Genomic DNA, 23236 nt, shown 5'->3' with positions numbered 1-23236 from the left:
AATGTAATTATCTGTCATGCATCATCCAAGTTTTTCTAAGTGAAGCGCTATTGCTCTAGCGGTCATAACATAAGGGTGTGTAAATTGAGCCCTCTTCTTTAAATCGCCTTGCTAGGACATGGCACTTTTACACCTTGATCACTGCGAAGAGCAGCCATAGCAAGGTCACCGCGCCTCACCAAGTCGCGTAGGTACGCTGCGAAATCCGTCAACACCTTCTGATCAATCTGCCGCGCATCATTGATACCGGGTCCCTGATCGGCCGGCACCACCTACGTATGCTAGTCACCGATCACTGTCCGCCTGCACCGTGCCGTAGCGGCCACCGCCGAACATATCTTTCAACGCCTGCGGCCCTGGATAGCTCAACTGTCTGCCGTAACCGAGAACACGGCCATCGCGCCTGCCCACCAATGCCATTTCTATCACCTAGTCTTCCGATCTCCGATCTCGCCCCACGTCATCCCGCCAAGAATGTTGAGTGTTTTCAGGGATCAAGGCCCCTGCGACCTGTGGGGAATGTCCACTACGCAAGACTGACGGCTCCTTACGTCCGGGAGCAAGGGCATCTCATGATCTGGCCTCCTGAGCACCGTTACCGGTGGGCGGGTGGAGGCTGCATTGGCTGACGAGACCAGTGCCGCGAGATCCTGAGCCATGTGTAAGCAGCAATTCGATGACCGGGGCATGCCTGACTGTCAGTCAGGTGCAGTCCATTCATTGGTCTGCGGCACCATCATCTACATGGCTGTTGCTGGTGACATCGGCGTTTGTCTCGCCGATTGTCACGAGGGGGATTGCCGCAAAGCCATGTGCGATCAGGGCTGCAGCAGTGGTAGAAGTGCCCGTCTCTTTCCAGAAGCACAGGTTGGCGAAATATTCGGCCAAGCGGATAGATTGCTGCAGGGCAGCGAGGTACGGTTTGTCTGGCGCACGAGGGCCACATGTGTAAGAGCATCCATCACCGGGGAGGTGACCGGGCGAGCTGCCGAATGCTAATCGTCCTTGGGGAGAACCACCGTAGGAGCGGCGTGACTTCTAAGGTTCGAGTCACCTGGGGTGCTGTCATCGACAGCTCTTGCGACTCCCGGTCTACGCTTGTGGGCGATATTCGTCAAGCAGCGCGATATCAGGGATTTAGCGCCTGTGAATAAAACTATCCCCCGGTGGACATCAGTGGTTTTTCACAGACGTAAGCTGTGCCAGCAGTTTTTTCTTAGGTATGGTCCTTTCAAACGGGGCGGCTTTGCAGCCCCGTTTGAAAGGACCCGCGCGGAGGAGCTTCATGCGGTGCTGTGGGTAACTTCACAGCAAGTTGAGGTGGTGGTGCGGCGAGTTACTCGGTCCCCTTGGCACTGCGCAGGCGCGTGACGTTCTCGCCCGTCTGCTTGGCAAACTCATGCGGCGTTACATGGTCCTCGCGGTTCGCCTCCAGAAACCGGCTCCACCAGGTCATGATCATCCGGCGTTCTTCGAGGAACTCGGCCTTGTGGGTATAAGCGGCCCGCACGTTGTTGCGTTCTTTGTGGCTCATCTGCCGCTCGATAGCCGTCTCCGACCACAGGCCGGACTCGACCAGCGCACTACACGCCATGGCTCGGAACCCGTGGCCGCAGATATCCACCTTGGTGTCATAGCCCATCGTCCTGAGCGCGGCATTCACCGTGTTCTCGGACATCGGCTTCCACGGTTTGGCATCCCCCGCGAACACCAGCTCTAACTTGCCGGTGATCGCGTGGATCTGCTCAAGCAAGGCCACTGCATGCGGCGATAAGGGTACAACGTGGATGTCCCCGGCCATCTTCGTACCCCTTGTGGAAAACGGCACTCCGTCCAGCGCCGGGCGGGTGTCGGGGATTTCCCAGATGCCGCGCTTGAGGTCGAACTCGTTCCAACGGGCGAAGCGCAGTTCGCTGGAGCGTACGAATACATGCAATGACAACATCACCGTGAGGCGCGTGAGCGGGCGACCTCTGTAGTCCTCAATGCATGCCAGTAGCTCTGGCAGCCGCGATAAGGGTAGTGCGGGTCTGTGAGTTACCCGTGGTGTCTTGATCGAGCCATCGAGGTCGTGAGCTGGGTTCGCTGTGATCAGCCGCAGCCGTTTGGCTTCACGCATGATGCTTTGCAGGTAGTTCTTGATCCTGAGCGCCACGTCGATGGTGCCGCGCTTCGTCACAGCCTCCAGTGGCTGCATGAGGTCGTGGGTGTCCAACTCAACGATTGCCCTGGCACCTAACAAAGGGAATACGTGAGTCTTCAACCGGCTGAGCACAGTCTTAGCGTGGCCCGGCGCCCACTTCGGCACCATCCCGGCATACCAATCGAGCGCAACGCTTTCGAAGGTTCGGCCATTGATCACGGCTTGCACCTTGGCCTGCTGCTTGGACTGGATAGGGTCAATGCCGTTGGCGATCTGCTGTTTGAGCTCGAAGCGCTTGTGGCGAGCGTCAGCCAGCCCGACCACCGGGTAATTGCCGAGTGAGGTCAGGCCCTCGCGACCATCGGGCTTCACATACCTGAGCCGCCAGCCTTTGCGACCGTTGGGCTTCACGAGCAGGTAAAGGCCATCGCCGTCAAAAAGCTTGTACTCACGTTCGCGAGCCTTTGCAGTGCGGCAGGCGTTGTCGGTAAGGGGAGCTGTTGTGCGAGCCATAAGGGTACTTTCCAATGTCGAATTGGTAGGTATCCTTAGAAGTACCCTTATTAACGCTGGCTACCCTCGGAATCAAAACGAAAAAAACCGCCAGAAGGCGGGTTTTTCGGGGGTTCCAGAGATTTTGAAAGCTTTCTATGGAACCTTGAATGGTGCCGGCACCAGGAGTCGAACCCGGGACCTACTGATTACAAGTCAGTTGCTCTACCAGCTGAGCTATACCGGCGAAGAGGGCGACATTATAGCCAGCCGCCGCCAGGAGTAAACCACTGATTTTCCTGCCCGAATGCCGTTCGTCCTCAGTGCCCGGAGGCGGCCGCGCCGGGTTTGGCGCCGAACGGCGGGCGGGCCAGCCAGATGATCACCAGCAGGGCGAGGAACAGCCAGCCGAGCATGGTGAAGTAGTCGATGGTGGACATCATGTAGGCCTGGCTCTGCACCATCCGGTCGAGCAGCGCCGCGTTCGCCTGGGTGTTGCCGCCGAGCTGGGCGAGGGTTTCGTGGGTGGCCGGGTCGTAGAGGCTGATGTTTTCGCTGAGGTAGGCGTGGTGCTGGGTGGCGCGGCGGTTCCAGATCCAGGTGGTCAGCGAGGCGGCGAAGCTGCCGCCGAGGGTACGCAGGAAGGTGGCCAGGCCGGAGCCGTCGGCGATCTGGTCGGGGGGCAGGTCGGAGAGCAGGATGCTCAGGATCGGCATGAAGAAGAACGCCACGCCGAGCCCCATGATCAACTGCACGATGGCGATGTGCTGGTAGTCGACCTCGGTGGTGAAGTTGGCGCGCATGAAGCAGGTGATGGCCATCGCCAGGAACGACAGGCCGGCGAGCATGCGCAGGTCGAAATGGTTGGCGTAGCGGCCGACCAGCGGCGAGAGGAACACCGGGAGGATGCCGATTGGCGCGGCGGCCAGCCCGGCCCAGGTGGCGGTGTAGCCCATCTGGGTCTGTAGCCATTGCGGGAGCAGCAGGTTGATGCCGAAGAACGCAGCATAGCCCAGCACCAGCGCCAGGGTGCCGGCGGCGAAGTTGCGGTGGGCGAACAGGCGCAGGTTGACGATCGGATGGCGGTCGGTGAATTCCCAGATGATGAAGAAGGCCAGGGCGATCGCCGCGATCAGCGCGCCGCCGACGATGAAGTTCGACTCGAACCAGTCCAGGTCGTTGCCCTTGTCGAGGACGATCTGCAGGGCGCCGACGCCGATCACCAGGGCGATCAGGCCGACGTAGTCCATCGGCGCCTTCTTGATCGTCACCGGGCGTGCCTTCAGTTGCTGGTAGACGACGAAGGCGGCGAACAGGCCGACCGGCACGTTGATGAAGAAGATCCACGGCCAGCTGTAGTCGTCGGTGATCCAGCCGCCGAGGATCGGCCCGGCGATCGGCGCCACCACCGTGACCATCGCCAGCAGGGCCAGGGCCATGCCGCGCTTCGCCGGTGGGTAGATGGAGATCAGCAGGGTCTGGGTGATCGGATACAGCGGCCCGGCGACGAAACCCTGCAAGGCGCGGAAGCCGACCAGAGAAGGCATCGACTGGGCGATGCCGCAGAGGAACGAGGCGAGTACGAACAGCAGCGCGGCGGCGATGAACAGGCGCACCTCGCCGACCCGCCGGGCCAGCCAGCCGGTCAGCGGGAGGGCGATGGCGTTGCTCACGGCGAACGAGGTGATCACCCAGGTGCCCTGTTCCGAACTCACCCCGAGGTTGCCGGAGATGGTCGGCAGGGCGACGTTGGCGATGGTGGTGTCGAGCACCTGCATGAAAGTCGCCAGGGACAGGCCGATGGTCGCCATCACCAGGCTGGGCGGGGAGAAGCTGCTGCTTTCGCTCATGCTGGCGGGCTCAACGCTGGGCGGTCTTGCCGTGGTCTTCGGCGAGGTTGGCTTCGATCAGGCGTTCGATCAGCTTGTCGGCCGAGGCCAGTTGCTGCTGGTAGACATCGGTGGAGAACAGCGCTTCGCGCGGAGGCTGCTGGGCCAGGGCCGGGCCGCTCTGGTCATGCAGGTCGACTTTCACGTCCATCGACAGGCCGATGCGCAGCGGATGCTTCTGCAATTCTTGCGGATCGATATGGATGCGCACCGGCACCCGCTGGACGATCTTGATCCAGTTGCCGGTGGCGTTCTGCGCCGGCAGCAGGGAGAACGCGCTGCCGGTGCCCACGCCGAGGCTGTCGACGGTGCCGCTGTAGCGCACGTCGCTGCCGTAGAGGTCGGAGCGGATCTCCACCGGCTGGCCGATACGCATGTGCTTGAGCTGGGTTTCCTTGAAGTTGGCGTCGATCCAGATCTGATCCAGCGGGACCACGGCCATCAGCGCATTGCCCGGTTGCACGCGCTGGCCGACCTGTACGCTGCGCTTGGCGACGTAGCCGGTGACCGGCGCGACGATGGTCGAGCGCGCGTCGTCCAGGTAGGCCTGGCGCAGTTGCGCGGCGGCGGCCTTGACGTCCGGATGGGAGGTTATCTGGGTGTCGTCGACCAGCGCGCGATTGGTGTTCAGCTGCTGTTCCGAGCTGGTCAGCGAGGCTTTCGCGCTGTCCAGGGCGTCGCGGGCGTGGGCCAGTTCCTCCTGGGAAATGGCGCCGTCGTCGGCGAGGTTCTTGCGTCGCTTGTAGTCGGCCTCGGCCTTGGCCAGCGCGACCTTGCGGGTGGCGACCTCGGCGCGATAGCCGTCGACGTTGCTGAACAGCCCGCGTACCTGGCGCACGGTGTGGGCCAGGTTGGCCTCGGCGCGCTGGAGGGCGATGTCGGCGTCGCTGGGATCGAACCTGACCAGTTCCTGGCCCTTGCGCACCAGGTCGCCGTCGTCGGCGCCGATACTGACCACGGTGCCGACGATCTGCGGGGTGATCTGCACCACGTTGCCGTTGATGTAGGCGTCGTCGGTGTCCTCGTGCCAGCGGCCGTAGAAGAACTCCCAGGCCACGCTGGCCAGGGTGGCGAGGACGATCACGGCGAGCAGGATCAGCAACCAGCGCTTGCGCTTCGGGTTGCCGGCGGGAGTTTCGCTGTTGGCGGTAGTCATGGTGGGTGCCTCGTTCATTCTGCCGGCGCTTTCGCGGTAGCGAGCGCAGCGGAGCGGGAATCGGGGTGGAAACCGCCGCCCAGGGCCTGGACCAGCTGGACGGATAGATCGATCTGCTGGCTCTCCAGGCTGGCCAGCTGGCGTTCGGCGACCAGCAGTTGCTGTTGCACGCTGAGGGCGTCGAGATAGCTGCCGACGCCTTCGCCGTAGCGACGCATGGCCAGGTCGAAGTTGGACCTGGCGATATCGCGGGCCTGGCGCTGGTCGACCACCTGCTGTTCCAGGGAGCGCAACTTGCCGAGGTCGTCGCTGACCTCGCCGAGGGCCTGGACCAGCGTCTTGTTGTACTGGCCGACAGCCAGGTCGTAGTCGGCGTCGCGTTCGGCCAGGTTGGCGCGGCGGCGGCCACCGTCGAAGATCGGCAGGGAGATCGCCGGCGCCACCTGGAGGAAGCGGCTCGGCGCCTGCAACACGTCGCTGGTGTGCAGGGCGGCGAGGCCGGCCATCGCGCCGAGATTGAGGTTGGGATAGAACTCGGTCTTCGCCGAGTCGATGTTGCGGCGCGCCGCCTCGACCCGCCAGCGCGCGGCAACGATGTCGGCGCGGCGGCCAAGCAGCTCCGCCGGGAGCACCGAGGGCAGGCTCAGGCTGGCCGGGTTCAGCGGTTGCGGGCGCTGCAGTTCGAGACCGCGATCGGGCCCCTTGCCCAGCAGCACGGCGAGGGCGATGCGGGCGCTGGCGATGTCCTGCTCGGCGGCGCTGAGCTGCTGGCGGGCGGTGGCCAGCTGGGTCTGCGTCTGTTGCAGTTGGACCTTGCTGTCGAGCCCGGCGCTCATGCGTTTCTGGCTCAGCTCGGTCATGCGCTGCGAGCGCTTCAGTTCTTCCTCGGCGAGATCGCGCACGGTAAAGGCGTGGGCGAGGTCGCTATAGGCGCGGGCGATGCTCGCCGAGAGGCCGATGCGCGCGGCCTGGCTGTCGATCAGCGCGGCATTGGCCTGGCCGAGGGCGGCTTCCCAGGCGGCGCGCTCGCCGCCCCAGAGGTCGAAGTCGTAGTTGAAGCCGAGCGACAGGTACTTGATCGCCGAATAGCGGCCGCCGAGCGGTGCCGGGGCCACGCTGGTCGGCGCGCGGATGCCGGAGTAGCTGGCCTTGGCGTCCAGCGTCGGCTGGCGCGCGGCATCTTGCGCCTGGGCCGTTGCCGCCGCCTGGCGCGCACGCGCCTCGGCGATCTGCAGGTCGGGGGTGCCTTGCAGGGCTTCGCCGATCAGTTGGTCGAGCTGGCGATCGCCGAGCCCGCTCCACCAGTCCTGGCGCGGCCAGGCCGCTGGCGATAGGGCTACGCCGTCCAGACTCCTGCCCGCCTGGAGGGCACCTGCCGGTTGCAGGCGGGCGTTCGGTTCCAGGCCTTCGGAAGTGACGCAGCCGGCGGCCAGCAGTATCGCCGAGGCCAGCGCCAATCGCTGCGGCCAGGGATGGAGAAGAGGGAACGGCATGGATCAGGACTCCTGCAGACTGACCCGCGGGCAGCCGGCGTGTAGCAGAACCTTGGTCAGCAGATGGGTCAGCGTCTGCAGTTCTTCCGTGCTCAGGCAGGCGACCAGCTCGTTCATCGCCGCCGAGGCGATCAGCGGAAGCTGTTCCTGGACCTTCCGTCCCGCTTCGCTCAGATCCAGGCGCAGGCAACGGCGGTCTTCGGGACAGCGGCCACGCAGCAGCAGCCCTTTTTTCTCCAGGCGCGCCAGCATGCGGGTCATCGAGCCGCTGTCCACCGACAGCTCGCGACACAGTTCGACCGGACTGTTGGCACGGTTGAGACCGACGAAGATCAGCACCTTGAACTGGGCGGCGGTGATGTCCAGCGCGGCGAGGTGCTTCTCGAGGATGCGGTCCTTGGTCGCGGCACTGATGCCGATGAGCTGGCCAATGGAGCCCTTGAAGGGAAAGTCGGAAGCGCTGTAGTGGCCCATGGGGAGGGGATCGCTGTCCAGGCAGGGAAAGTGTTTCAAAATAATACTGCCTAGGCAGCGATTAACAAGAGGTCAACCGTTGCAATAAAAGAACAATCCGTTCCTTCGAACGTCATGCGATGCCGTTTTGCAACTATTGCCGGTGCTCAAGTCCACTTTCGGATTAACCGGAAAGCCAGGCTTATGCACAAGCGGGCAAGGGATAGGAAGGAAACGCTCTAAGAGTCGCTGTGGTTATTTCGGTTGCTATCAAGATATTGTTTTATATGGATTTTATTTTTTCTGTTCATTTTTTGAACAGCTTTCCCCGCCCCTGGATAGGGGCCTCTCGGCAGATGTTTCCCAGAACTTGTCACCAGACTTATCCACAGGTTGTGTGGGCAACCATCTGGAACACCCGTATCAGCTGCGCTCTGCAAGGATCAGCAGGTTTCGCGGAGACAGGGAGGTCGGACAGAACTCGCCCAGGCGGACGCTATAGCCCTGTTCGGCCAGGTACAGGCAGCGATCCAGCAGCAGCCAGAGTTCCAGCGGGCGGCGGAACAGGGCACGCACCAGCTCCAGGTTGCGAACCATCGCCAGGCGCTTCCAGCCGGCCGCTTCCAGCGCCTGCCAGTCGCGCGCGGCCGGTTCGGGAAGTCCCTTGAGGGCGGCGAGTTCGCGACAGTAGTCGGCGTATGGACGTTCCAGCCAGGCCACCGGAAGGGAAGGCACGCTGAGGTACTGGTCGATTCCGCGCAGCTCGCGCTGCAGCAGGTCGAAACCCAGGCGCCGGGCCATCGACTGGTCGCGCTGGCGACGGACCCGTTGGCTGGCGGTGACGGTCTCGCTCAGGGGCAGGCGCAGGTCGTCGAGCGATAGCGCGAGCTGCGATCGGCCTGCCGATTGCGATAGCGGCTGGTAGAAAGGCCCCGGAATGCGGTTGTAGCAGCATGGCGCCACCGCCAGTTGGCGACAGCCGGCCTGGCTGGCCAGGCGCAGCAGGCGCAGGTGCAGTTCGCCGCAAGCGTGCAGGGCCACCGGCGTATGCCCGGGAAGCAGGCGCTCGGCGCAGTCCGCGGCCAACACATCCTGGCGGAGGTGGTGGGCGGAGAGCCCCAGGCGGTCGCTCAGGCGTTGTCCGTCGGCGACCAGCGCGGGATCGTGTTCGAGGCAGGTCAGCGGTTGTCCCGCATGGGCCAGCAGGCGGCCCAGATGGCCCTTGCCGGAGCACCAGTCGAGCCAGTGGGTGACTGGCCGGGCGAACTGCAGGCGCCCGGCGAACAGGCCGATCTGCTGCCACTTGCGTCCCGGTACGTCGATATTGAAGCGGTTCGGTGCCTGCGGGCGCTCCGCCAAAGGCAGTTCGCCGACCGCGCCCAGTGCCGCGGCCTGGGCGGCGAGCTGCGGATAAGGTGCGGGCGCGGCCAGGCGGGTGGGCTGGTTGTGCTCCGCGTCGGCCTGTTCGAGGCTGCGCCCGCGCAGCCATGACGCCAGCTCGGCGTGTTCGGCTTCCCACGCCAGGGTCGGCTCGCTGAACGGGCGGGGTCGCCAGAGCCGCTGGTGTTCGAGGAGGAACGCGTCCAGCGCGAGGAAGCGCTGCGACAGGGCGTCGCCAGTGAGGAACGGGAAGGTTTCGGACACGATGCGAGCGGTAGCGGGAAAACGGGGCGGCGATTATAGCCGCCCCGTAGGCATCGGAAAGCGCCCGCTCAGCGGCCCTGGGTGGCGTCGACCCGCAACCAGCGTTCGATCAGACGGAAGATCCGCGTCAGCACGATGGTGATCACCAGGTACAGCGCGCCGGCCAGGCAGAAGAACAGCATCGATTCGTAGGTGCGGGCGATGATGGTCCGGGCCATGCCCATGATGTCGAACAGGGTCACGGTGTAGACCACCGCGCTGGCCTTGAGCATCAGGATCACTTCGTTGCTGTAGGCCGGCAGGCCGATGCGCACCGCGCGCGGCAGGATGATGTGCCAGAGTGCCTGGCGCCGCGACATGCCGAGGGCGCGGGCGGCCTCCACCTCGCCGACCGGCACCGAGTGGATCGCGCCGCGGAGGATCTCGGCGATATAGGCGGCGGTGTGCAGGGTCATGGTCAGCAGCGCGCACCAGTACGGATCGCGCAGGTAGGGCCAGAAGGCGCTCTTGCGCACTTCCTCGAACTGCGCCAGGCCGTAGTAGACGATGAACAGTTGCAGCAGCAGCGGCGTGCCGCGGAAGAAGAAGATGTAGGCGTACGGCACCGCGCGCACGTACCAGTGCCGCGAGGCGCGGGCGATGCCCAGCGGCAGGGCCAGGGCGAGCCCGGCGACCACCGCGATCGCCAGCAGCTCCAGGGTCAGCGCCGCGCCCTGGAGCATCTTCGGCATCCACTTGAGGATCAGCTCCCACTCGCTCATAGCTCGTTCCTCACGAAACCACGGCCGGCGCGACGTTCGAGGAAGTGCAGGGCGACCATGATGACGACCGTGAGGCTCAGGTAGATGGCGGCCGCGGTCATGTAGAAGGTGAAGGGTTCCTTGGTCGCGTTGGAGGCGACCTGCGCCTTGCGCATGATCTCGTCGAGGGTGATCAGCGACACCAGTGCGGTGTCCTTCAGCAGGATCAGGTACAGGTTGCCGAGGCAGGGCAGGGCGACCCGCCAGATCTGCGGCAGGACGATGCGCCAGAAGATCCGTCCGGGCGACAGGCCGAGCGCCTGGCCGGCCTCGCGATGGCCGCGCGGAATGGACAACAGCGCGCCGCGGAACACCTCGGTGGCGTAGGCGCCGAAGCACAGGCCGAGGGCCAGGGTGCCGGCGGCGAACGGCGAGAGCGCCAGGTCCGGCTTGCCGAAAAGGTCGCCGAGGGCGTTCAGGCCGCTCACCGTGCCGAAATAGATCATCAGTACCCAGAGCGTTTCCGGCACGCCGCGGACGATGGTGGTGTAGGTGCCGCCGAGGAAACGCAGGGCCGCGTGCTTCGAAGTCTTCGCGATGGCGCCGAGGAGGCCGAGCAGCAGCCCCACGCAGACCGCCGCCAGCGACAGCTTGAGGGTCATCCAGGTACCGGCGAGCAGCTGGTCGCCGAACCCATGCAGGTCGAGAATCATGAGAAGTCAGGCCTGAAGGCGGCCACCGCCGGGACGCCCCGGCGGTGACCTGGCTTGGCATCAATAGATGCTGAAGGGGAAGTACTTGTCGTTGATCTTCTTGTAGGTACCGTCGGCGACGATTTCCTTCAGCGCGGCGTTGAGCTTCTCGCGCAACGGGTCGCCCTTGCGCACGGCGATACCGATCTTGTCGTTGTCGAACACCGGCTCGCCCTTGAACTCGAACTCCTTGCCGGCGTCGCTCTTCAGCCAGTCGTACTGCACGAACTTGTCGGCCAGCACGCCGTCCAGGCGCCCCGAGGAGAGGTCGAGATAGGCGTTCTCCTGGGTGTCGTAGAGCTTGATGGTGACCACGTCGGCCATGTTGTCTTCCAGCCAGGTGCCGGCGATGGTGGCGCGCTGGGCGCCGATCACCTTGCCCTTCAGGGAGTCCTTGTCGGTCTTGAAGTCGACGCTCTTCGGCGCGACGAACTGCAGCTTGTTGGTGTAGTAGGGATCGGTGAAGTCGACCGCCTGCTTGCGCTCGTCGGTGATCGACATGGACGCGACGATGAAGTCGAACTTCTTGGCGTTCAACGCCGGGATGATGCCGTCCCAGTCGGAGGTCACCACCTCGCACTCGGTCTTCATCTTGGCGCACAGCGCCTTGCCGATGTCGAGGTCGAAGCCGACCGCCTGGCCGCTGGCATCGATGCCGTTGAAGGGCGGGTAGGCGCCTTCGGTGCCGATGCGCAGCTTGTCGGCGGCGCTGGCGTCGAGGGCGAAGGCCAGGGTTGCAGCGGCGGCCAGCAGGATCTTCTTATAGTTCTTCATGCGGTGTTGCTCCGTTAGCGGTGGCTGGACATGAACTGTTTGCAGCGCGCCGACTGGGGGTTTTCGAAAACCTGTTGCGGCGTTCCCTGCTCTTCTACCAGGCCCTGGTGGAGGAATACCACCTCGCTGGAAACCTGGCGGGCGAAGCTCATTTCGTGGGTGACCAGCAGCATGGTCCGGCCCTCTTCGGCGAGCGCACGGATCACGTTAAGCACTTCCTGTACCATTTCCGGGTCGAGCGCCGAGGTGGGCTCGTCGAACAGGATCACCTTGGGTTGCATGGCCAGGGTCCGGGCGATGGCCGCGCGCTGCTGCTGGCCGCCGGAAAGTTGCGCGGGATAGCTGTGGCGCTTGTCGGCGATGCCGACCTTGGCCAGCAGGCCCTCGGCGATCTCGATCGCTTCGGCCTTGCTCTTGCCCAGTACGCGACGTGGCGCCTCGATCACGTTGTCGAGGATGCTCATGTGCGGCCACAGGTTGAAATTCTGGAAGACGAAACCGAGCTCGCTGCGCAGCCGGTTGATCTGCTGGCTGTCGGCGGCGACCAGGTCGCCGTTCTTGCTCTTCTTCAGGCGCAGCTCTTCGCCGGAGACCAGGATCTGGCCCTGGTGCGGGTTCTCCAGCAGGTTGATGCAGCGCAGGAAGGTGGATTTGCCCGAGCCGGACGATCCGAGGATGGAGATCACGTCGCCGTCGCGGGCGGTGAGGGAGATGCCCTTGAGCACTTCGAGGTCGCCGTAGCGCTTGTGCAGGTTACGGATTTCCAGTGCGGGGGTGGCCTCGGCCATGGATTTTCCTCTTGTTATTCGGATTGGAAGGGCCTTCCTGGCGAAGGCAAGCTAGCACAGCGCTTCAACCGGAGCCAAGCAGGCGGCGTGCCTCTGGAGCGGGGTTGGCGGCATCTTGTCGCATCGCTGCAGTGCGCTGTCGCGTAGGAACAAAACTGTCGGCTTTCGAAGAAAACTCCTGGCGAATCCTGACCTGAAGCAGAGCCTGGAGGTCGGCGCGCGCCCCGTTCCCGGGCACGCGGGGCCGCCTATGGAGCCGCCGGCGGCTGCTCCCCGCGCGGTTCCGCCAGCACCTTGGCCGCGGCCAGCGGCGGCGGTGGAGTGATGCCCATCGACACATAGATGCTGGTGAAGGTATCCATGCCGATCTGTGCCGGTTTCACCCATTCCACCGGAACGTAGAGCAGGCCGCCGCCCACCGGGATCGGCGCGGTCGGCACCAGGATCGCGTAGTGCGCGCGGCCGTCCAGTTCCACCGCTTCGGGGTTGGGCATCAGCGCCAGCACGGCGGCGCCGTCGCCACCGAAGAAACACCACACCGGGCTCATCGCGGCGATGTCGGCGTCCTGCTTCTTGTCCAGCAGGCCGACGAAACGGTCGGCCAGGTTGTACAGGTTGCCGATCAGCGGGGTGCGCCGCAGGGTCAGGTCGAACAGGTTGGCCAGCGGCCGCTTCAGGCCTAGCTGTACGCCGAGGCCAAGCAGGTAGATGGCTACCAGCAGTAGCGCGGTACCGAGCAGGTAGGCCAGTGGCGAATCGCCAGCGAGCGGCTGGCCGATGGCGGCGAAGCCGCGACCGACCAGGCTGGATGGACCGACGAAGCGGTTCAGCAAGCTGACCACCCAGGCCAGCAAGGCTAGGGTGAGTACCAGCGGCAGCATCACCAGCAGGCCGGCGAGCCAGGTGGCGAGCAGGGAGTTGAAGCTTTTCTTCAGCATCGATCGGGGGTCCGGACAAGGTCCGCCTAGTCTATCGGCACTGCCTGGCTCACGCTCGGCCGTTCGCCGGGATGGGCGAAAGATCCGCCGCGGCGATTCGTCATTCCTTGTAGGCTGTGCGAGTCGCGTTCATTCCAGCAGGCCTTCACGGAGGGCGTATGGCGGAGAGAAAGACCCTGTTGCTGACCGGGGCGAGCCGCGGTATCGGGCATGCCACGGTGAAGTACTTCAACGCCGCGGGTTGGCGAGTGTTCACCGCGTCGCGGCAGAGCTGGGCCAGCGAATGTCCCTGGGCGGACGGCGAGGAAAACCACATCCACCTGGACCTGGAGGACATTCCCGGCGTCGAGGCCAGCCTGGAGTTGATCCGCGAGAAACTCGGCGACGGCCGGCTCCATGCGCTGGTGGACAACGCCGGCATCTCGCCCAAGGGCGAAGGCGGTGAACGCCTCGGCGTGCTGGAAACCGACTACGCCACCTGGTTGCGGGTGTTCAACGTCAACCTGTTCTCCACCGCCCTGCTGGCGCGCGGCCTGTTCGCCGAACTGAAGGCGGCGCAGGGAACGGTGATCAACGTGACCTCCATCGCCGGCTCGAAGGTGCATCCGTTCGCCGGGGTGGCCTACGCCACTTCCAAGGCAGCGTTGTCCGCGCTGACCCGCGAGATGGCCCACGACTTCGGCCCGCATGGGGTGCGGGTGAACGCCATCGCGCCGGGGGAGATCGACACCTCGATCCTGTCGCCGGGCACCGAGGAGATCGTCGAGCGCAGCATCCCGCTGCACCGCCTCGGCCGGCCGGAGGAGATCGCTTCGCTGATCTACTTCCTCTGCACCAGTGGCGCATCCTACGTGAATGGCGCGGAAATCCACGTCAACGGCGGGCAGCACGTCTAGGCGAACGGCGGAAAGCAAAAAGGCCCACCCGGAGGTGAGCCTTTTCGTCGTGTTCATGGTGCCAGGGACGGAATCGAACTGTTGGCTATAGTCCATGTATTTACTGGATTTCCCTGGTTTGTGTTTTAGGCTGTTCCCCCAAATATACCCCCAAAACGAAAAGTACCCCGAGGTTCTGCATCGATTTACTCCCCTTTGTTCCCGACAATTCCCCTTTGTTCCCGGAGCATCCGTGGTTAATATCTGGCTATTACTGTTCGGATAACCAGTGCCGGCAGAGCGTTTGGCCAGCCTAGCCCGACGGGGCGAAGAGCAGGTCCCCCCACCTGCCAGGCTGGCGGATCCGTTCGATGGGGAGCATTTGGGAGAGGCATGTGATTGGAAAAGGCATATCGATTGTTCCCGTGGTTGTCCATTGAGCAAGCTTCTAGGTGGCTGAGGCAGTTAACAGGAACTGAGTTGGATATATTTGAGACTCTTCAACTTTGTGAGTTTGGGGAGTGTCCTGTCTACCTCAATTGTGAAGGTTGGCGCGGAGTTTTAATAAACTATGAGGAGAGTGCTTCCATAAGTGTTGCTGGGGTGGGGTATTCTCGCGTGTGTAATCCGTCTCAGCTTTATAATGACAGTTCGGTCGAGTTGATTGGCGACATTTCTGATTTGTCTTGTGTTAGAACTCTTCATGGGTGTCGCTGGTGCTTGGAAGAGTACGATGAATCGAGAGGGCCCGAGGTTAGGCCCGCAGACATCGAAACGTTGGCGCGTAAGATGAACGCTTCGCTTCCCCTCATGTCGAACCACCCAGTGGCCCAGTCATCCGAGGATCTAATTAGAAGTCGTGTTGAGTCAGTTGGTCTAAATACTATTGCTCGTGTAGTTGGTGTGGATGCGTCTGTACTGTATGGAAGATACGGAAATGATATAGCTCTAATTGGGAGATTGCTTGAACTTTTAAAGTTGAAGGTGGTGGGTGAGGAATTTGTGGTCACTGGTCCAGTGGACTCTCCTGTAACGGGCGGAGAGGACGTCCCCTTAGCTGGCAGTTCTTCTGAGCCAGGAATTGCCTTTCCCTATGCCACCAGAGAGCTCAAGGCCATGCACGCTGCTGCTATGAAGTACTGGGTAGACTATACGCCAGATAAGAGGCAGCCGACCCAGAAGGAGATCGGAATTGAAATTGGTGAGTTATTAGATCTTTCGCTTCAGTCAAATAATGAGCCGGCGCGTAAAGCAATAGTATTGGCATCAGCTATCAAGCCCGACTCGATATCGGGCGATTGACCCTAATGGGTGACAGTGTGAGATGACACTATGTCGCCCATAGCTGTCACCCCCACCCTCACCTTTACCGTGCAGCCATCGTTACCAATCACGCCCAAGGAGGCGCAGACGATGGCAAGCACCACCAGCAGTACCCAACCCATCCGCCGCTTTATCAAGCGCCAGGCCGTGGAAGAGATCACCGGCCTTTCGTGCTCCGAGATATATCGCCGTATCGCAGCCGGGACTTTCCCCGCACAAGTCATCCTTGGTCCGAAGTCCGTTGTTTGGATCGAGTCCGAAGTTATGGACTGGTGTGACGCTCGCGTAGCTGAAAGCCGAGGGGAGGTCGCATGATGGCCCTTGCAATCCCTCCATGCTGGCGCTATGGTTTGCCCGTCACGGTAAATCCCGTGGCCGACCTTGGCCGGTCGAACAGCAATAGGCGCACCAGCGCCCAACATCACATTGCAGGCGCTTTTTTTGCGTCCGCACTATCGTGTTATGGCGGCAGTGCGCGGGACACCTTCGGGTGTGCCGGGTCCCTATTGCCCCGGTCGGCCAACCCGCGTACTGCTGCCTCCCCCATTCGCTTGGCCGCGAAAGGTGGCAGCTCCAATTCAGCAATAGGAGCTTCACCCATGACCACCTGTAATCCGTCCAAAGCACGCGCCTCTGCCCACCGGGCAATGGCCCTTGCTGCTCTGCGCAGCAATTCCTCCCTTGCCGTTCGACTCAACCGCTACAACCACCACCGCGCTATCCAGCGCTCCCTCGAAGCCCAGTCCGACGCCTGCGCCTGGCTGGAGAACCTAGAGGGCGATGCCTGGGCCGATGCCTGCGAAGAGATCGCTGCTGCTCTGAAGGCCAAGGAGGTGTCCCATGCGTAACCTGGTGACGCTCTCCGACTCCATCGGCGGCAACCTGACCGGCGCGGGCTTCGCCCTGGAAACCATCGCCAACCTGCTTGGTGCCGACGGTTGCGAACACTTCCTCAACAAGGACCACATCAACGGTCTGGTCCATGCGGTACTGACGATCTCGGTCTACGTCAAAGACGCTGGTTACGACCTGTGTGAGGCAGCCGAGATTGCCCAGGAAGGGGGTGCCCAATGAGCATTCGTCCCCTCGAGCGGATCGCCGACGACGCGGTGGAAGCTGTGAGCTATGGTCGGGAGCAGACTCAGTGGCTCGCTGCTCTGGCGGCGGCTATCAAGCTTGACCTCCGGCACGGCAAAGGCGTCCATGCCGAGGCCCTGGCCGGTCTGTCGCACTACTTGAGCTATGACTGCGCGAACTACCTCGACTGCGAGGTCGAGCGCCTGCGCAAAGAGCTTGGTGCCGTGGGAGGTGCCCAGTGATTCGGTACTACTGCATCCAGGCCCGTGACAAGACAGCATTCCCCTACGGCAAGGCCGGCCCGATCCGCACCCTGGTTGAGGCAAGCCGGGCCCTGCGCATGCTGCGGCGCGAGCACCCCGGCCAGGCGCTGGAAATCTACGAGTGCGTCTGGTTCCTCGGCGTGGGCGAGTTGGAGTGGGATGAGCGATTCGCCCCCAAGCGAGGTAAGCGCAAAGCCCCGGCGCCCAGGCGCGCATCCAGAGCGGCGGTTCAGACTCCCGCCCTCTCCCCCGGCCTGACCAGCACCGCCCAGGAGGCCTAACCATGACCAATGTCCAACAGCGCCGCGAGGCGCTGACGGGATCGGCTTGCCCGGAGAACGCCGCCCAGCCGGTCGAACTGTTCTACGTCCATCACCCCGAGGCCAGCCGTGCGCTCCTCGGCCCCTTCCTCTCCCACGCTGATGCCGAGTGTGGTCGGCACCTGATGCGCAGCGCTGGCGCGGTTGTCAGGTCCGCGCTGGTCGATGAGGTGAGCGAGTCCACTCGCTGGCATGCGTGGAACAACGGTGAGGTCTGCCGCACCTTCTGCCAGAGGCAAGGGGGTGGTCAATGACCCCTATCGACAAGCTGCTGCCACGTCTGGACAAGGTGAAAGCGGACGGTAAAAGCCGCTGGAAAGCCTGCTGTCCAGCCCACGACGACAAGTCACCCAGCCTGCGCGTCACCGAAACCGAGGACGGTACGGTCCTGCTCAAGTGCTGGGTCGGCTGCACGGCTGCCGAGGTCGTGACGGCGGTCGGCCTGCAACTGGCTGACCTGTTCCCGGGCGAGAAGCGCCAACGCACCGGCCCCAGCCGTGAAGCCATCCAGCATGAGCGCGCGGTGTACCTGATCGGCAAGAACCTACTCGAGCAAGGCAAGGAAATGGCCGCCGAAGACCTGGAGCGCTTCCACCTGGCCAAGCAGCGGTTGGGGGTGAGCTGATGGCAGAGAAAGACCGTTTCGCTGACCAGTGGGCCACCGTTGACCAAGTGGCTGATGCGCTCAAGAGACTGGAGGAGGATGCTGGCGCCCTGTACGAGACCGCCATCCTCGGCCAACTCAAGAAGATGCGTGCCAAGGATCCCGCCGCCTTTGCCCGGCTGCGCGCCCAGGTCAAGGACACCAAGGTGCTGAGCATGGGCGAGTTCGATCGCTTAACTGCCTGCGTGGACGATGACGCCGAGCCCGCCAACGCCAGCATCTTCGAAGAGGTGGAGCCGTGGCCGGAGCCGGTGGATGGTGCAGACCTGCTCGATGACGTGACCCATGCCCTGGCCCGGCACGTGATCGCGGACAAGGAAACGCTGCGGGCTGCCGCACTCTGGGCAGCCTTCACCTGGCTGGTGGACGTAGTGCAGGTGGCGCCCATCGCCAACATCACTGCGCCGGAAAAGCGCTGTGGCAAGTCCATCTTGCTCACCGCCCTGGGCAAGTTGGCCAACCGTCCCTTGCAGGTGTCGAACATTGCCCCCGCTGCGCTGTATCGCTCCATCGAGCTGTGGGCGCCGACACTACTGATAGACGAGGTAGACGCCTTCCTGGCCGCCCACGAAGACGCCCGCGGCATCCTCAATGCCGGCTTCACGCGAGACAGCGCCATCGTCATTCGCTGCGTCGGAGACGATCACATGCCCACCGCATTCAACGTGTGGGGTGCCAAGGCGCTGTGCGGTATCGGCAAGATCGCCGACACCCTGGCCGACCGCAGCGTGCCATTGCGTCTGCGGCGACGTACCGCTGGTGAAAACGTGGAGAGCCTGCGCCACTCCGACCCCGCCTTGTGGGAGTCGCTGCGTTCGCGCCTGGCCCGCTTCGCGCTCGATAGCGCCGAGGCCATCGGCAAGGCAAGGCCGGCCCCCATCCCTGGCCTGAACGACCGCGCCAACGACGCTTGGGAGCCTCTGCTGGCCATTGCCGACCTGGCCGGCGACCACTGGCCGAAGTCGGCCCGCAACGCTGCCATCGCCCTGCACGGGCTGGAAGGTGAATCTCCTAGCATCGGTGCCGAGCTGCTGGCAGACGTAAAGGCGGTGTTCGAGGCGAAGAGCGCCAGCAAGGTATTCAGTGCCGATCTGCTCGAAGCGTTGGTTGCCGATGAGGAGGCACCCTGGGCGACCTGGAACCGAGGCAAGCCGATGTCACCCCGGCAACTGTCGGCCAAGCTGGCGGAGTTCGGCATCAAGTCAGGCACGGTGCGCCAAGGTTTCGATACCAAGAAAGGGTACTCCCTGGACCAGTTCCGGGATGCCTTCGACCGATACCTTGCCACAGGCTCCCCCTCTTCGAGCGTCACACCGTCACAAGTCAGAAACCACGGGGCTTCCAGCGATTCTCAAAGCGTCACACCTACCACCAGTGTGACGGATAAAAAGTCCCTGAAAACCCCGACTGGCGTGGGTTGTGACGGTGTGACGGATAAAACACCCCTTCCCAGGAAAGAGGTCGAGAGGCCGGAACCGATCTGGGACGAAAACGATGCGGAGGAACTGTGATGGGCGCTGCTATCGACTTCCTCCGCGAGCGCGGCTTGACCGCCAAGGCACAGGGGAAACGCATCATCGTGTCCCCTGCATCAAAGCTCACCGATGACGTGCGCAAGTACGTCAAAGCACACCGCCTCGAACTGCTCGCCGAACTGGCCGCTAACGATGGCATCGAGCGTCGGGCGCACTGGCGGGTATGCCTCCCTGATTGCCGTCCCTTCGTCATGGTTGGCGAGCCCTGCACTCATGCCGAAGCGCTGGCGCACGCGCAGGGGATATGGCCTGACGCCGAGGTAGGACCATGAGCATCGACGATGAGATTCGCGCTCACCTTGAGTACTTGGGCATGGCGCCCCTGCTGGACGGACTGATACCGGAGTCGCCGCCGAGTTGCAGGGATACGCACCGTCCTAATCGCCGACAACCAGACCGCATGGGGTAGTTACAGGGCTGATACGGAGCTTCCGCTCCTCTGAACCACTATTGCCGATGGAGGAACACCGCGAACCGGGCCTAGCACGCCAGCATTCACCACAACCTTTAAACACTGGAGAACCCAGCATGAGCGGCAACAACGAACTGAACCAACTGCAACAACAGCGCCAGGATCTCATTGAGGAGCGGGAGCGTCTGGAGGCAAACCTACCCCGCCTGGAAAACGCCCTTGAGCAAGCTCCCACTGGCTGGCACCTGGGCAACATGGTAGGCAGTGAAGAGAAGCAAGCGGCTCGCGACGCCCTGTCCAACACCAGGGCTAGCATTGACTCGATTGACTACAACCTCCGTCAACTCGACATCCGCATTGCCTACGCCAAAAAGTTAGCTGGCGCTGATGAGCGGATCGCCCTGGCGACAGAGCAAGAGAAGGCTGCCGCGGCACGTATCGCGAGCATCACCGAAAGCCTGGAGCGCGTGCGCGGCCATCTGGAGCAGATGCAGAGCAACACCGAGCAGTCGCTCCAGCAGGCCAAGGACGTCGAGGTAGCGGCAGCCCAGGAAATGGCCAGAGCCACAGCGAACGGTGACAAGAAGGCCGCCAAAGCCGCCCAGGCGAAGATGGATGCGGCCGGCACAGCGGCAAAGGCGGCGCGCGCATCAGCAGAGGCCAATGCCCCACTGGTTGCAGCTCTAGAGGAGGAGGCTGCGGGTCTGGCCGAGCAACTGGCCGAGGCGCATCAAGCAGAACAAGCGGCACAGGACGAACAGCGTGAAGCAATATGCGTCCGTCTGGGTGCCGAATGGGACAGCGCGGCGACTGTCCTGGCCAAGATCGGCGCCCAGCTTGTAGCACAAGGCATGCGGGATCACCTGAGAGCGCTGAAGCTGCCGACATTTGCGCCTGACAGCCAGGCGATAACCCTGGCGGATCTGTCTACCTGACTGACGCCATACCCCGCCGGCACCTTCCCGGCGGGGGCTTCTTCGGTCACCTGATCTGCGGCACCATACAAGCTGAAACCAACGCCGAACCATAAGGAAAAGAGATGATCCGAGACAAGCAGAAAGCATTCGTCATCCTCGAAGGGCTTCGCGCCTACGAGTTCTACAAACCTGTCGACCTCCGCGGGCTCAAGGGTAGCTACTCGAAGGAGGAGTTGCTGGGAAAAATGCCGGACGACGAGTTCGAGCACTATCTCAAACTACTCGAGGGAGAGGGCTTCATTCGCTCCACGGAAGCCGCACCAGACGGTAAGCAGGTGTTCCATTTGACCTGGAAAGGCCACGACCTGGCCAAGGAGCTTGAGGACTATTACGAAAATGAGGATGAAGACACAGATGGCTGACCCGTAAGGGCAAGCCCATGGACTGGAACCAAGCGGGCGAGTGACGTGCTACTCGAAAAGCACCGGGGGCCCCTGAAGCGTGGCCCTTGGAGGGGGTAATTCGAACCTCGTTCCCGCTCTACATATGAAATTTTTCGGGGGTTGGTTGTTGTTTAGTCGTAGCGCTGTAACCCGCGCCGTTACTGGCTTTCGTCGATTCAATATAACAACCAAGAGGGAGGCGCTTCCGGTTCTCATCAGCAGCAGACCCAGCAGCCATGCGGCTTTCAGGAGAAACCGGAACCGGCCTATCGTCAAAAAATTCTGCATGTAGACCGAAACCGAGAGTCCGCGCACCCGTATCAACACGATTCACCTAGGGGCCCCACGGTTTGATGTGGGGCACGTCGCGACCTTTTGGACGGCTAGGGTCCTTTGAAGAGCGCGAGCGGGCCGCTCCGCAGTTACATACCCGCCTATCCGGAGATGTTCCAACAGAGATGATCCCTCCAGTTCCGGATGCACTCGCCATTGGCTGAAGCGCTGACTTGCAGCCGGTTGGTTTGAACAAGGTGTGCAATGGCACATACTTGACCACCTGATTGCATTCGACTTGCCCCATCATTTGCATCGGATCAGACCATCACACTGCGTGGCCATAACCAGCAGAGAACGGCGAGATAGGTCATTGGCTTAGCTCCGTTTCCTCCTGCTTGAAAATGCGAAAGCCGCGCGCCTGATAGTTTCCAAGTGCAGCCGGATGGTCGAATGTACAGGTATGCACCCATACCCGCGTTGTACCAGGCCATTGCCATGCTGATTCGATGGCATGGCTCAACAGCGCACCGCCGAAGCCGTGCCCTAGAAACTGAGATGCCAGCCCGAAGTAACGGATTTCGGTGTTGCAGCCGTCAGGCCGGTACAGTTCGTAGTAGCCAGCGATTGCCCCGCGGTGATAGGCGACCCAGGTCCGATGGCAGTCCTGCTCGACAAGTGCCTGCCAATCGGTATCGCTCCAGGCATCCAGATCTCCCCATTCCCAGGGCGTTCCAACCAGTTCGTAGAGAAACCGATTCAATGCTGCCTGAGGCACTTCACATTCGATGATCTGAAGATCGTGCGGCTGTGGCTTTGCTCTCAGCGCGGCAGCCGAGGTCATTTCCAAGTAGTAAGTGGTGTAACTCCGGTCCATCAGTAGATTCCCCATATGCCCTGGAGGCTGTTGGGCAAGCATGCTCGCAGCCGCCCCTCTCCGTCATCACCCATTCAAACCTGCTCCCAGCCGGTTTTACCTCGCAGGGGCCGAACCAACGACGGTGGACGATACTGCACCGCTTGCTGAAGTCTCGAACCGAGTCCACGGCGGTTTGATGCCGGATTGTCCAGCAACAGCAAAAGGGGGGCGCGTCTCGCTATGCCCTTGGGGTCGAAGAACGCTACCCCAGTAAAACCGGCAAATCGCCGGTTTGGACCTGCGCACCAGTCGGACGCCGCACGTACGCCTGTCCCCGCGCGCTCAAATCCACCAGATTTGGGTATTACGAAACTTTCGTAGTGAACATGCCCTTAATTTTGAGGCCATGCTGAGCCCGCAGAATTGCCCGGCCTCTGGCGAGCTGGTCGCTCCCGATGCGGGCGTGATGGTGATCCGTCACGGACCTGTCACAGTGTGACAGGCAATGCCTCGGCTGGGCCGGGTCATCGACTTGGCTGAGGCCTTGCGCTTGGCCGACAGCCCGCAGTTGCCACTCCAGCATCTGGTCCAGTCGACCACGCTCGAGGCTGCCGGATCAGCCGTCAGCTGGGCGATCACCTCGGGCAGCACAGCGACCAGGCCGGAGAGCGTAAGGGCCGGATAGCTCCCACCTTGCGCCAGGCTTCGCCGACCACCATGAACCACTACCGCCGGCGAGGAATCAGCGCCTGACGTCATGGAGGACTGGATGACCGGTACCGAGGTGGCGCGCTCGCGCGGGATCTGCGAGCTGTCGAAGGGCGGTAACCAGGCGATCGAGACGCGGCGCATCCCGCTGTTCCAGAAGGACGACGGGGTACCGGGCCTGGTGCAGCCGGGAATGCTGGTCGAGGTGCGAGACGAACAGGCGACGTGGCGCGGTCTCTGCCTGGCCACCGATATCTCGGCTGAGGGAGTCGGGGCTAGCCGCGTGTGGCAGACCCTGCGCATCG

The 23236-nt window shown here is 62.8% G+C and carries 25 protein-coding genes, 1 tRNA gene and 2 pseudogenes; 14 read left to right on the top strand and 14 right to left on the bottom strand.

Annotated elements, in window-relative coordinates; all coding sequences use genetic code 11:
* Positions 1 to 101: 101 nt before the first annotated feature.
* The 13 genes and pseudogenes from HMPREF2886_RS35075 to HMPREF2886_RS21150 all read right to left on the bottom strand — a co-directional run.
* Positions 102 to 420, bottom strand: a pseudogene (locus tag HMPREF2886_RS35075) (integrase); the annotation flags it as partial.
* 916 nt (positions 421 to 1336) lie between these two features.
* A complete protein-coding gene (locus HMPREF2886_RS21205) occupies positions 1337 to 2656 on the bottom strand; it encodes a tyrosine-type recombinase/integrase (protein WP_070748300.1) in 1320 nt (439 codons plus the stop codon).
* Positions 2657 to 2806: 150 nt separating this feature from the next.
* Positions 2807 to 2882 (bottom strand) — tRNA-Thr (locus tag HMPREF2886_RS21200).
* Positions 2883 to 2955: 73 nt separating this feature from the next.
* Positions 2956 to 4485: a DHA2 family efflux MFS transporter permease subunit gene (locus HMPREF2886_RS21195; RefSeq protein WP_003146487.1), complete on the bottom strand. Its 1530-nt coding sequence runs from the start codon at positions 4483 to 4485 to the stop codon at positions 2956 to 2958.
* A 10-nt stretch (positions 4486 to 4495) separates the two neighbouring features.
* Entirely contained in the window at positions 4496 to 5680 is a 1185-nt protein-coding gene (locus HMPREF2886_RS21190; RefSeq protein WP_003110594.1) for an HlyD/EmrA/EmrK family protein, read from the bottom strand.
* A 14-nt stretch (positions 5681 to 5694) separates the two neighbouring features.
* Complete coding sequence (locus HMPREF2886_RS21185) at positions 5695 to 7173, bottom strand: efflux transporter outer membrane subunit (RefSeq protein ID WP_070748298.1); 1479 nt, start codon at positions 7171 to 7173, stop codon at positions 5695 to 5697.
* Positions 7174 to 7176: 3 nt separating this feature from the next.
* Positions 7177 to 7647: a MarR family winged helix-turn-helix transcriptional regulator gene (locus HMPREF2886_RS21180; RefSeq protein WP_033973415.1), complete on the bottom strand. Its 471-nt coding sequence runs from the start codon at positions 7645 to 7647 to the stop codon at positions 7177 to 7179.
* Between the two features lie 402 nt (positions 7648 to 8049).
* Entirely contained in the window at positions 8050 to 9270 is a 1221-nt protein-coding gene (locus HMPREF2886_RS21175) for a methyltransferase (protein ID WP_070748296.1), read from the bottom strand.
* A 68-nt stretch (positions 9271 to 9338) separates the two neighbouring features.
* Entirely contained in the window at positions 9339 to 10031 is a 693-nt protein-coding gene (locus tag HMPREF2886_RS21170; protein ID WP_003096163.1) for an ABC transporter permease, read from the bottom strand.
* On the bottom strand, positions 10028 to 10723 hold the full coding sequence (locus HMPREF2886_RS21165) for an ABC transporter permease (protein ID WP_070748294.1): 696 nt from the start codon (positions 10721 to 10723) through the stop codon (positions 10028 to 10030). The genes HMPREF2886_RS21170 and HMPREF2886_RS21165 overlap by 4 nt, the downstream gene beginning before the upstream one ends.
* Positions 10724 to 10783: 60 nt before the next feature.
* Positions 10784 to 11536, bottom strand: a complete 753-nt coding sequence (locus HMPREF2886_RS21160) for an ABC transporter substrate-binding protein (RefSeq protein WP_003096156.1) — start codon at positions 11534 to 11536, stop codon at positions 10784 to 10786.
* Between the two features lie 14 nt (positions 11537 to 11550).
* The gene (locus HMPREF2886_RS21155) at positions 11551 to 12324 is read right to left on the bottom strand and encodes an ABC transporter ATP-binding protein (RefSeq protein WP_003096153.1); all 774 of its coding nucleotides are present in this window, start codon (positions 12322 to 12324) and stop codon (positions 11551 to 11553) included.
* Between the two features lie 248 nt (positions 12325 to 12572).
* Positions 12573 to 13262: a DUF502 domain-containing protein gene (locus HMPREF2886_RS21150; RefSeq protein WP_033976900.1), complete on the bottom strand. Its 690-nt coding sequence runs from the start codon at positions 13260 to 13262 to the stop codon at positions 12573 to 12575.
* Between the two features lie 158 nt (positions 13263 to 13420).
* Here HMPREF2886_RS21150 and HMPREF2886_RS21145 point away from each other — a divergent pair, with 158 nt between their 5' ends.
* From HMPREF2886_RS21145 to HMPREF2886_RS21090, 13 genes are all read left to right on the top strand, one after another.
* The gene (locus HMPREF2886_RS21145) at positions 13421 to 14158 is read left to right on the top strand and encodes an SDR family NAD(P)-dependent oxidoreductase (RefSeq protein WP_003096148.1); all 738 of its coding nucleotides are present in this window, start codon (positions 13421 to 13423) and stop codon (positions 14156 to 14158) included.
* Between the two features lie 768 nt (positions 14159 to 14926).
* Positions 14927 to 15439 (top strand): hypothetical protein, encoded by a 513-nt coding sequence (locus HMPREF2886_RS34365; protein ID WP_124715998.1) that lies wholly within the window; start codon positions 14927 to 14929, stop codon positions 15437 to 15439.
* Positions 15440 to 15550: 111 nt separating this feature from the next.
* On the top strand, positions 15551 to 15775 hold the full coding sequence (locus tag HMPREF2886_RS21140; RefSeq protein ID WP_023098867.1) for a helix-turn-helix transcriptional regulator: 225 nt from the start codon (positions 15551 to 15553) through the stop codon (positions 15773 to 15775).
* A 284-nt stretch (positions 15776 to 16059) separates the two neighbouring features.
* A complete protein-coding gene (locus tag HMPREF2886_RS21135; RefSeq protein ID WP_031653279.1) occupies positions 16060 to 16308 on the top strand; it encodes a hypothetical protein in 249 nt (82 codons plus the stop codon).
* A complete protein-coding gene (locus tag HMPREF2886_RS21130; protein ID WP_023110507.1) occupies positions 16301 to 16534 on the top strand; it encodes a hypothetical protein in 234 nt (77 codons plus the stop codon). Before HMPREF2886_RS21135 ends, HMPREF2886_RS21130 begins: the two co-directional genes overlap by 8 nt.
* Positions 16531 to 16779 (top strand): hypothetical protein, encoded by a 249-nt coding sequence (locus HMPREF2886_RS21125; RefSeq protein WP_023435055.1) that lies wholly within the window; start codon positions 16531 to 16533, stop codon positions 16777 to 16779. The genes HMPREF2886_RS21130 and HMPREF2886_RS21125 overlap by 4 nt, the downstream gene beginning before the upstream one ends.
* Positions 16776 to 17081 carry a hypothetical protein gene (locus HMPREF2886_RS21120; RefSeq protein WP_023109345.1) on the top strand — a complete coding sequence of 102 codons (306 nt, stop codon included), beginning with the start codon at positions 16776 to 16778 and terminating at the stop codon, positions 17079 to 17081. Before HMPREF2886_RS21125 ends, HMPREF2886_RS21120 begins: the two co-directional genes overlap by 4 nt.
* 2 nt (positions 17082 to 17083) lie before the next feature.
* Positions 17084 to 17374, top strand: a complete 291-nt coding sequence (locus HMPREF2886_RS21115; RefSeq protein ID WP_031653278.1) for a hypothetical protein — start codon at positions 17084 to 17086, stop codon at positions 17372 to 17374.
* Complete coding sequence (locus HMPREF2886_RS21110) at positions 17371 to 17745, top strand: virulence-associated protein E (RefSeq protein WP_031653277.1); 375 nt, start codon at positions 17371 to 17373, stop codon at positions 17743 to 17745. Before HMPREF2886_RS21115 ends, HMPREF2886_RS21110 begins: the two co-directional genes overlap by 4 nt.
* Positions 17745 to 19295 carry a DUF3631 domain-containing protein gene (locus HMPREF2886_RS21105; RefSeq protein ID WP_031653276.1) on the top strand — a complete coding sequence of 517 codons (1551 nt, stop codon included), beginning with the start codon at positions 17745 to 17747 and terminating at the stop codon, positions 19293 to 19295. Before HMPREF2886_RS21110 ends, HMPREF2886_RS21105 begins: the two co-directional genes overlap by 1 nt.
* The gene (locus HMPREF2886_RS21100; RefSeq protein ID WP_003096128.1) at positions 19295 to 19591 is read left to right on the top strand and encodes a hypothetical protein; all 297 of its coding nucleotides are present in this window, start codon (positions 19295 to 19297) and stop codon (positions 19589 to 19591) included. The genes HMPREF2886_RS21105 and HMPREF2886_RS21100 overlap by 1 nt, the downstream gene beginning before the upstream one ends.
* A gap of 256 nt (positions 19592 to 19847) precedes the next feature.
* The gene (locus HMPREF2886_RS21095) at positions 19848 to 20666 is read left to right on the top strand and encodes a coiled-coil domain-containing protein (protein ID WP_031653275.1); all 819 of its coding nucleotides are present in this window, start codon (positions 19848 to 19850) and stop codon (positions 20664 to 20666) included.
* 104 nt (positions 20667 to 20770) lie between these two features.
* Positions 20771 to 21070 (top strand): hypothetical protein, encoded by a 300-nt coding sequence (locus HMPREF2886_RS21090; protein ID WP_003096124.1) that lies wholly within the window; start codon positions 20771 to 20773, stop codon positions 21068 to 21070.
* Positions 21071 to 21734: 664 nt separating this feature from the next.
* Here HMPREF2886_RS21090 and HMPREF2886_RS21085 read toward each other — a convergent pair.
* The gene (locus HMPREF2886_RS21085; protein ID WP_003096122.1) at positions 21735 to 22241 is read right to left on the bottom strand and encodes a GNAT family N-acetyltransferase; all 507 of its coding nucleotides are present in this window, start codon (positions 22239 to 22241) and stop codon (positions 21735 to 21737) included.
* A 751-nt stretch (positions 22242 to 22992) separates the two neighbouring features.
* Between HMPREF2886_RS21085 and HMPREF2886_RS21075 the strand changes: the two are divergent.
* Positions 22993 to 23236: pseudogene (locus HMPREF2886_RS21075) on the top strand (hypothetical protein); the annotation flags it as partial.

It is taken from the genome of Pseudomonas sp. HMSC066A08 (assembly GCF_001813025.1).
Lineage (GTDB): Bacteria > Pseudomonadota > Gammaproteobacteria > Pseudomonadales > Pseudomonadaceae > Pseudomonas > Pseudomonas aeruginosa.
Note: the sequence above shows the minus strand (reverse complement) of the source record. Positions and strands in the feature narration are given on the sequence as shown.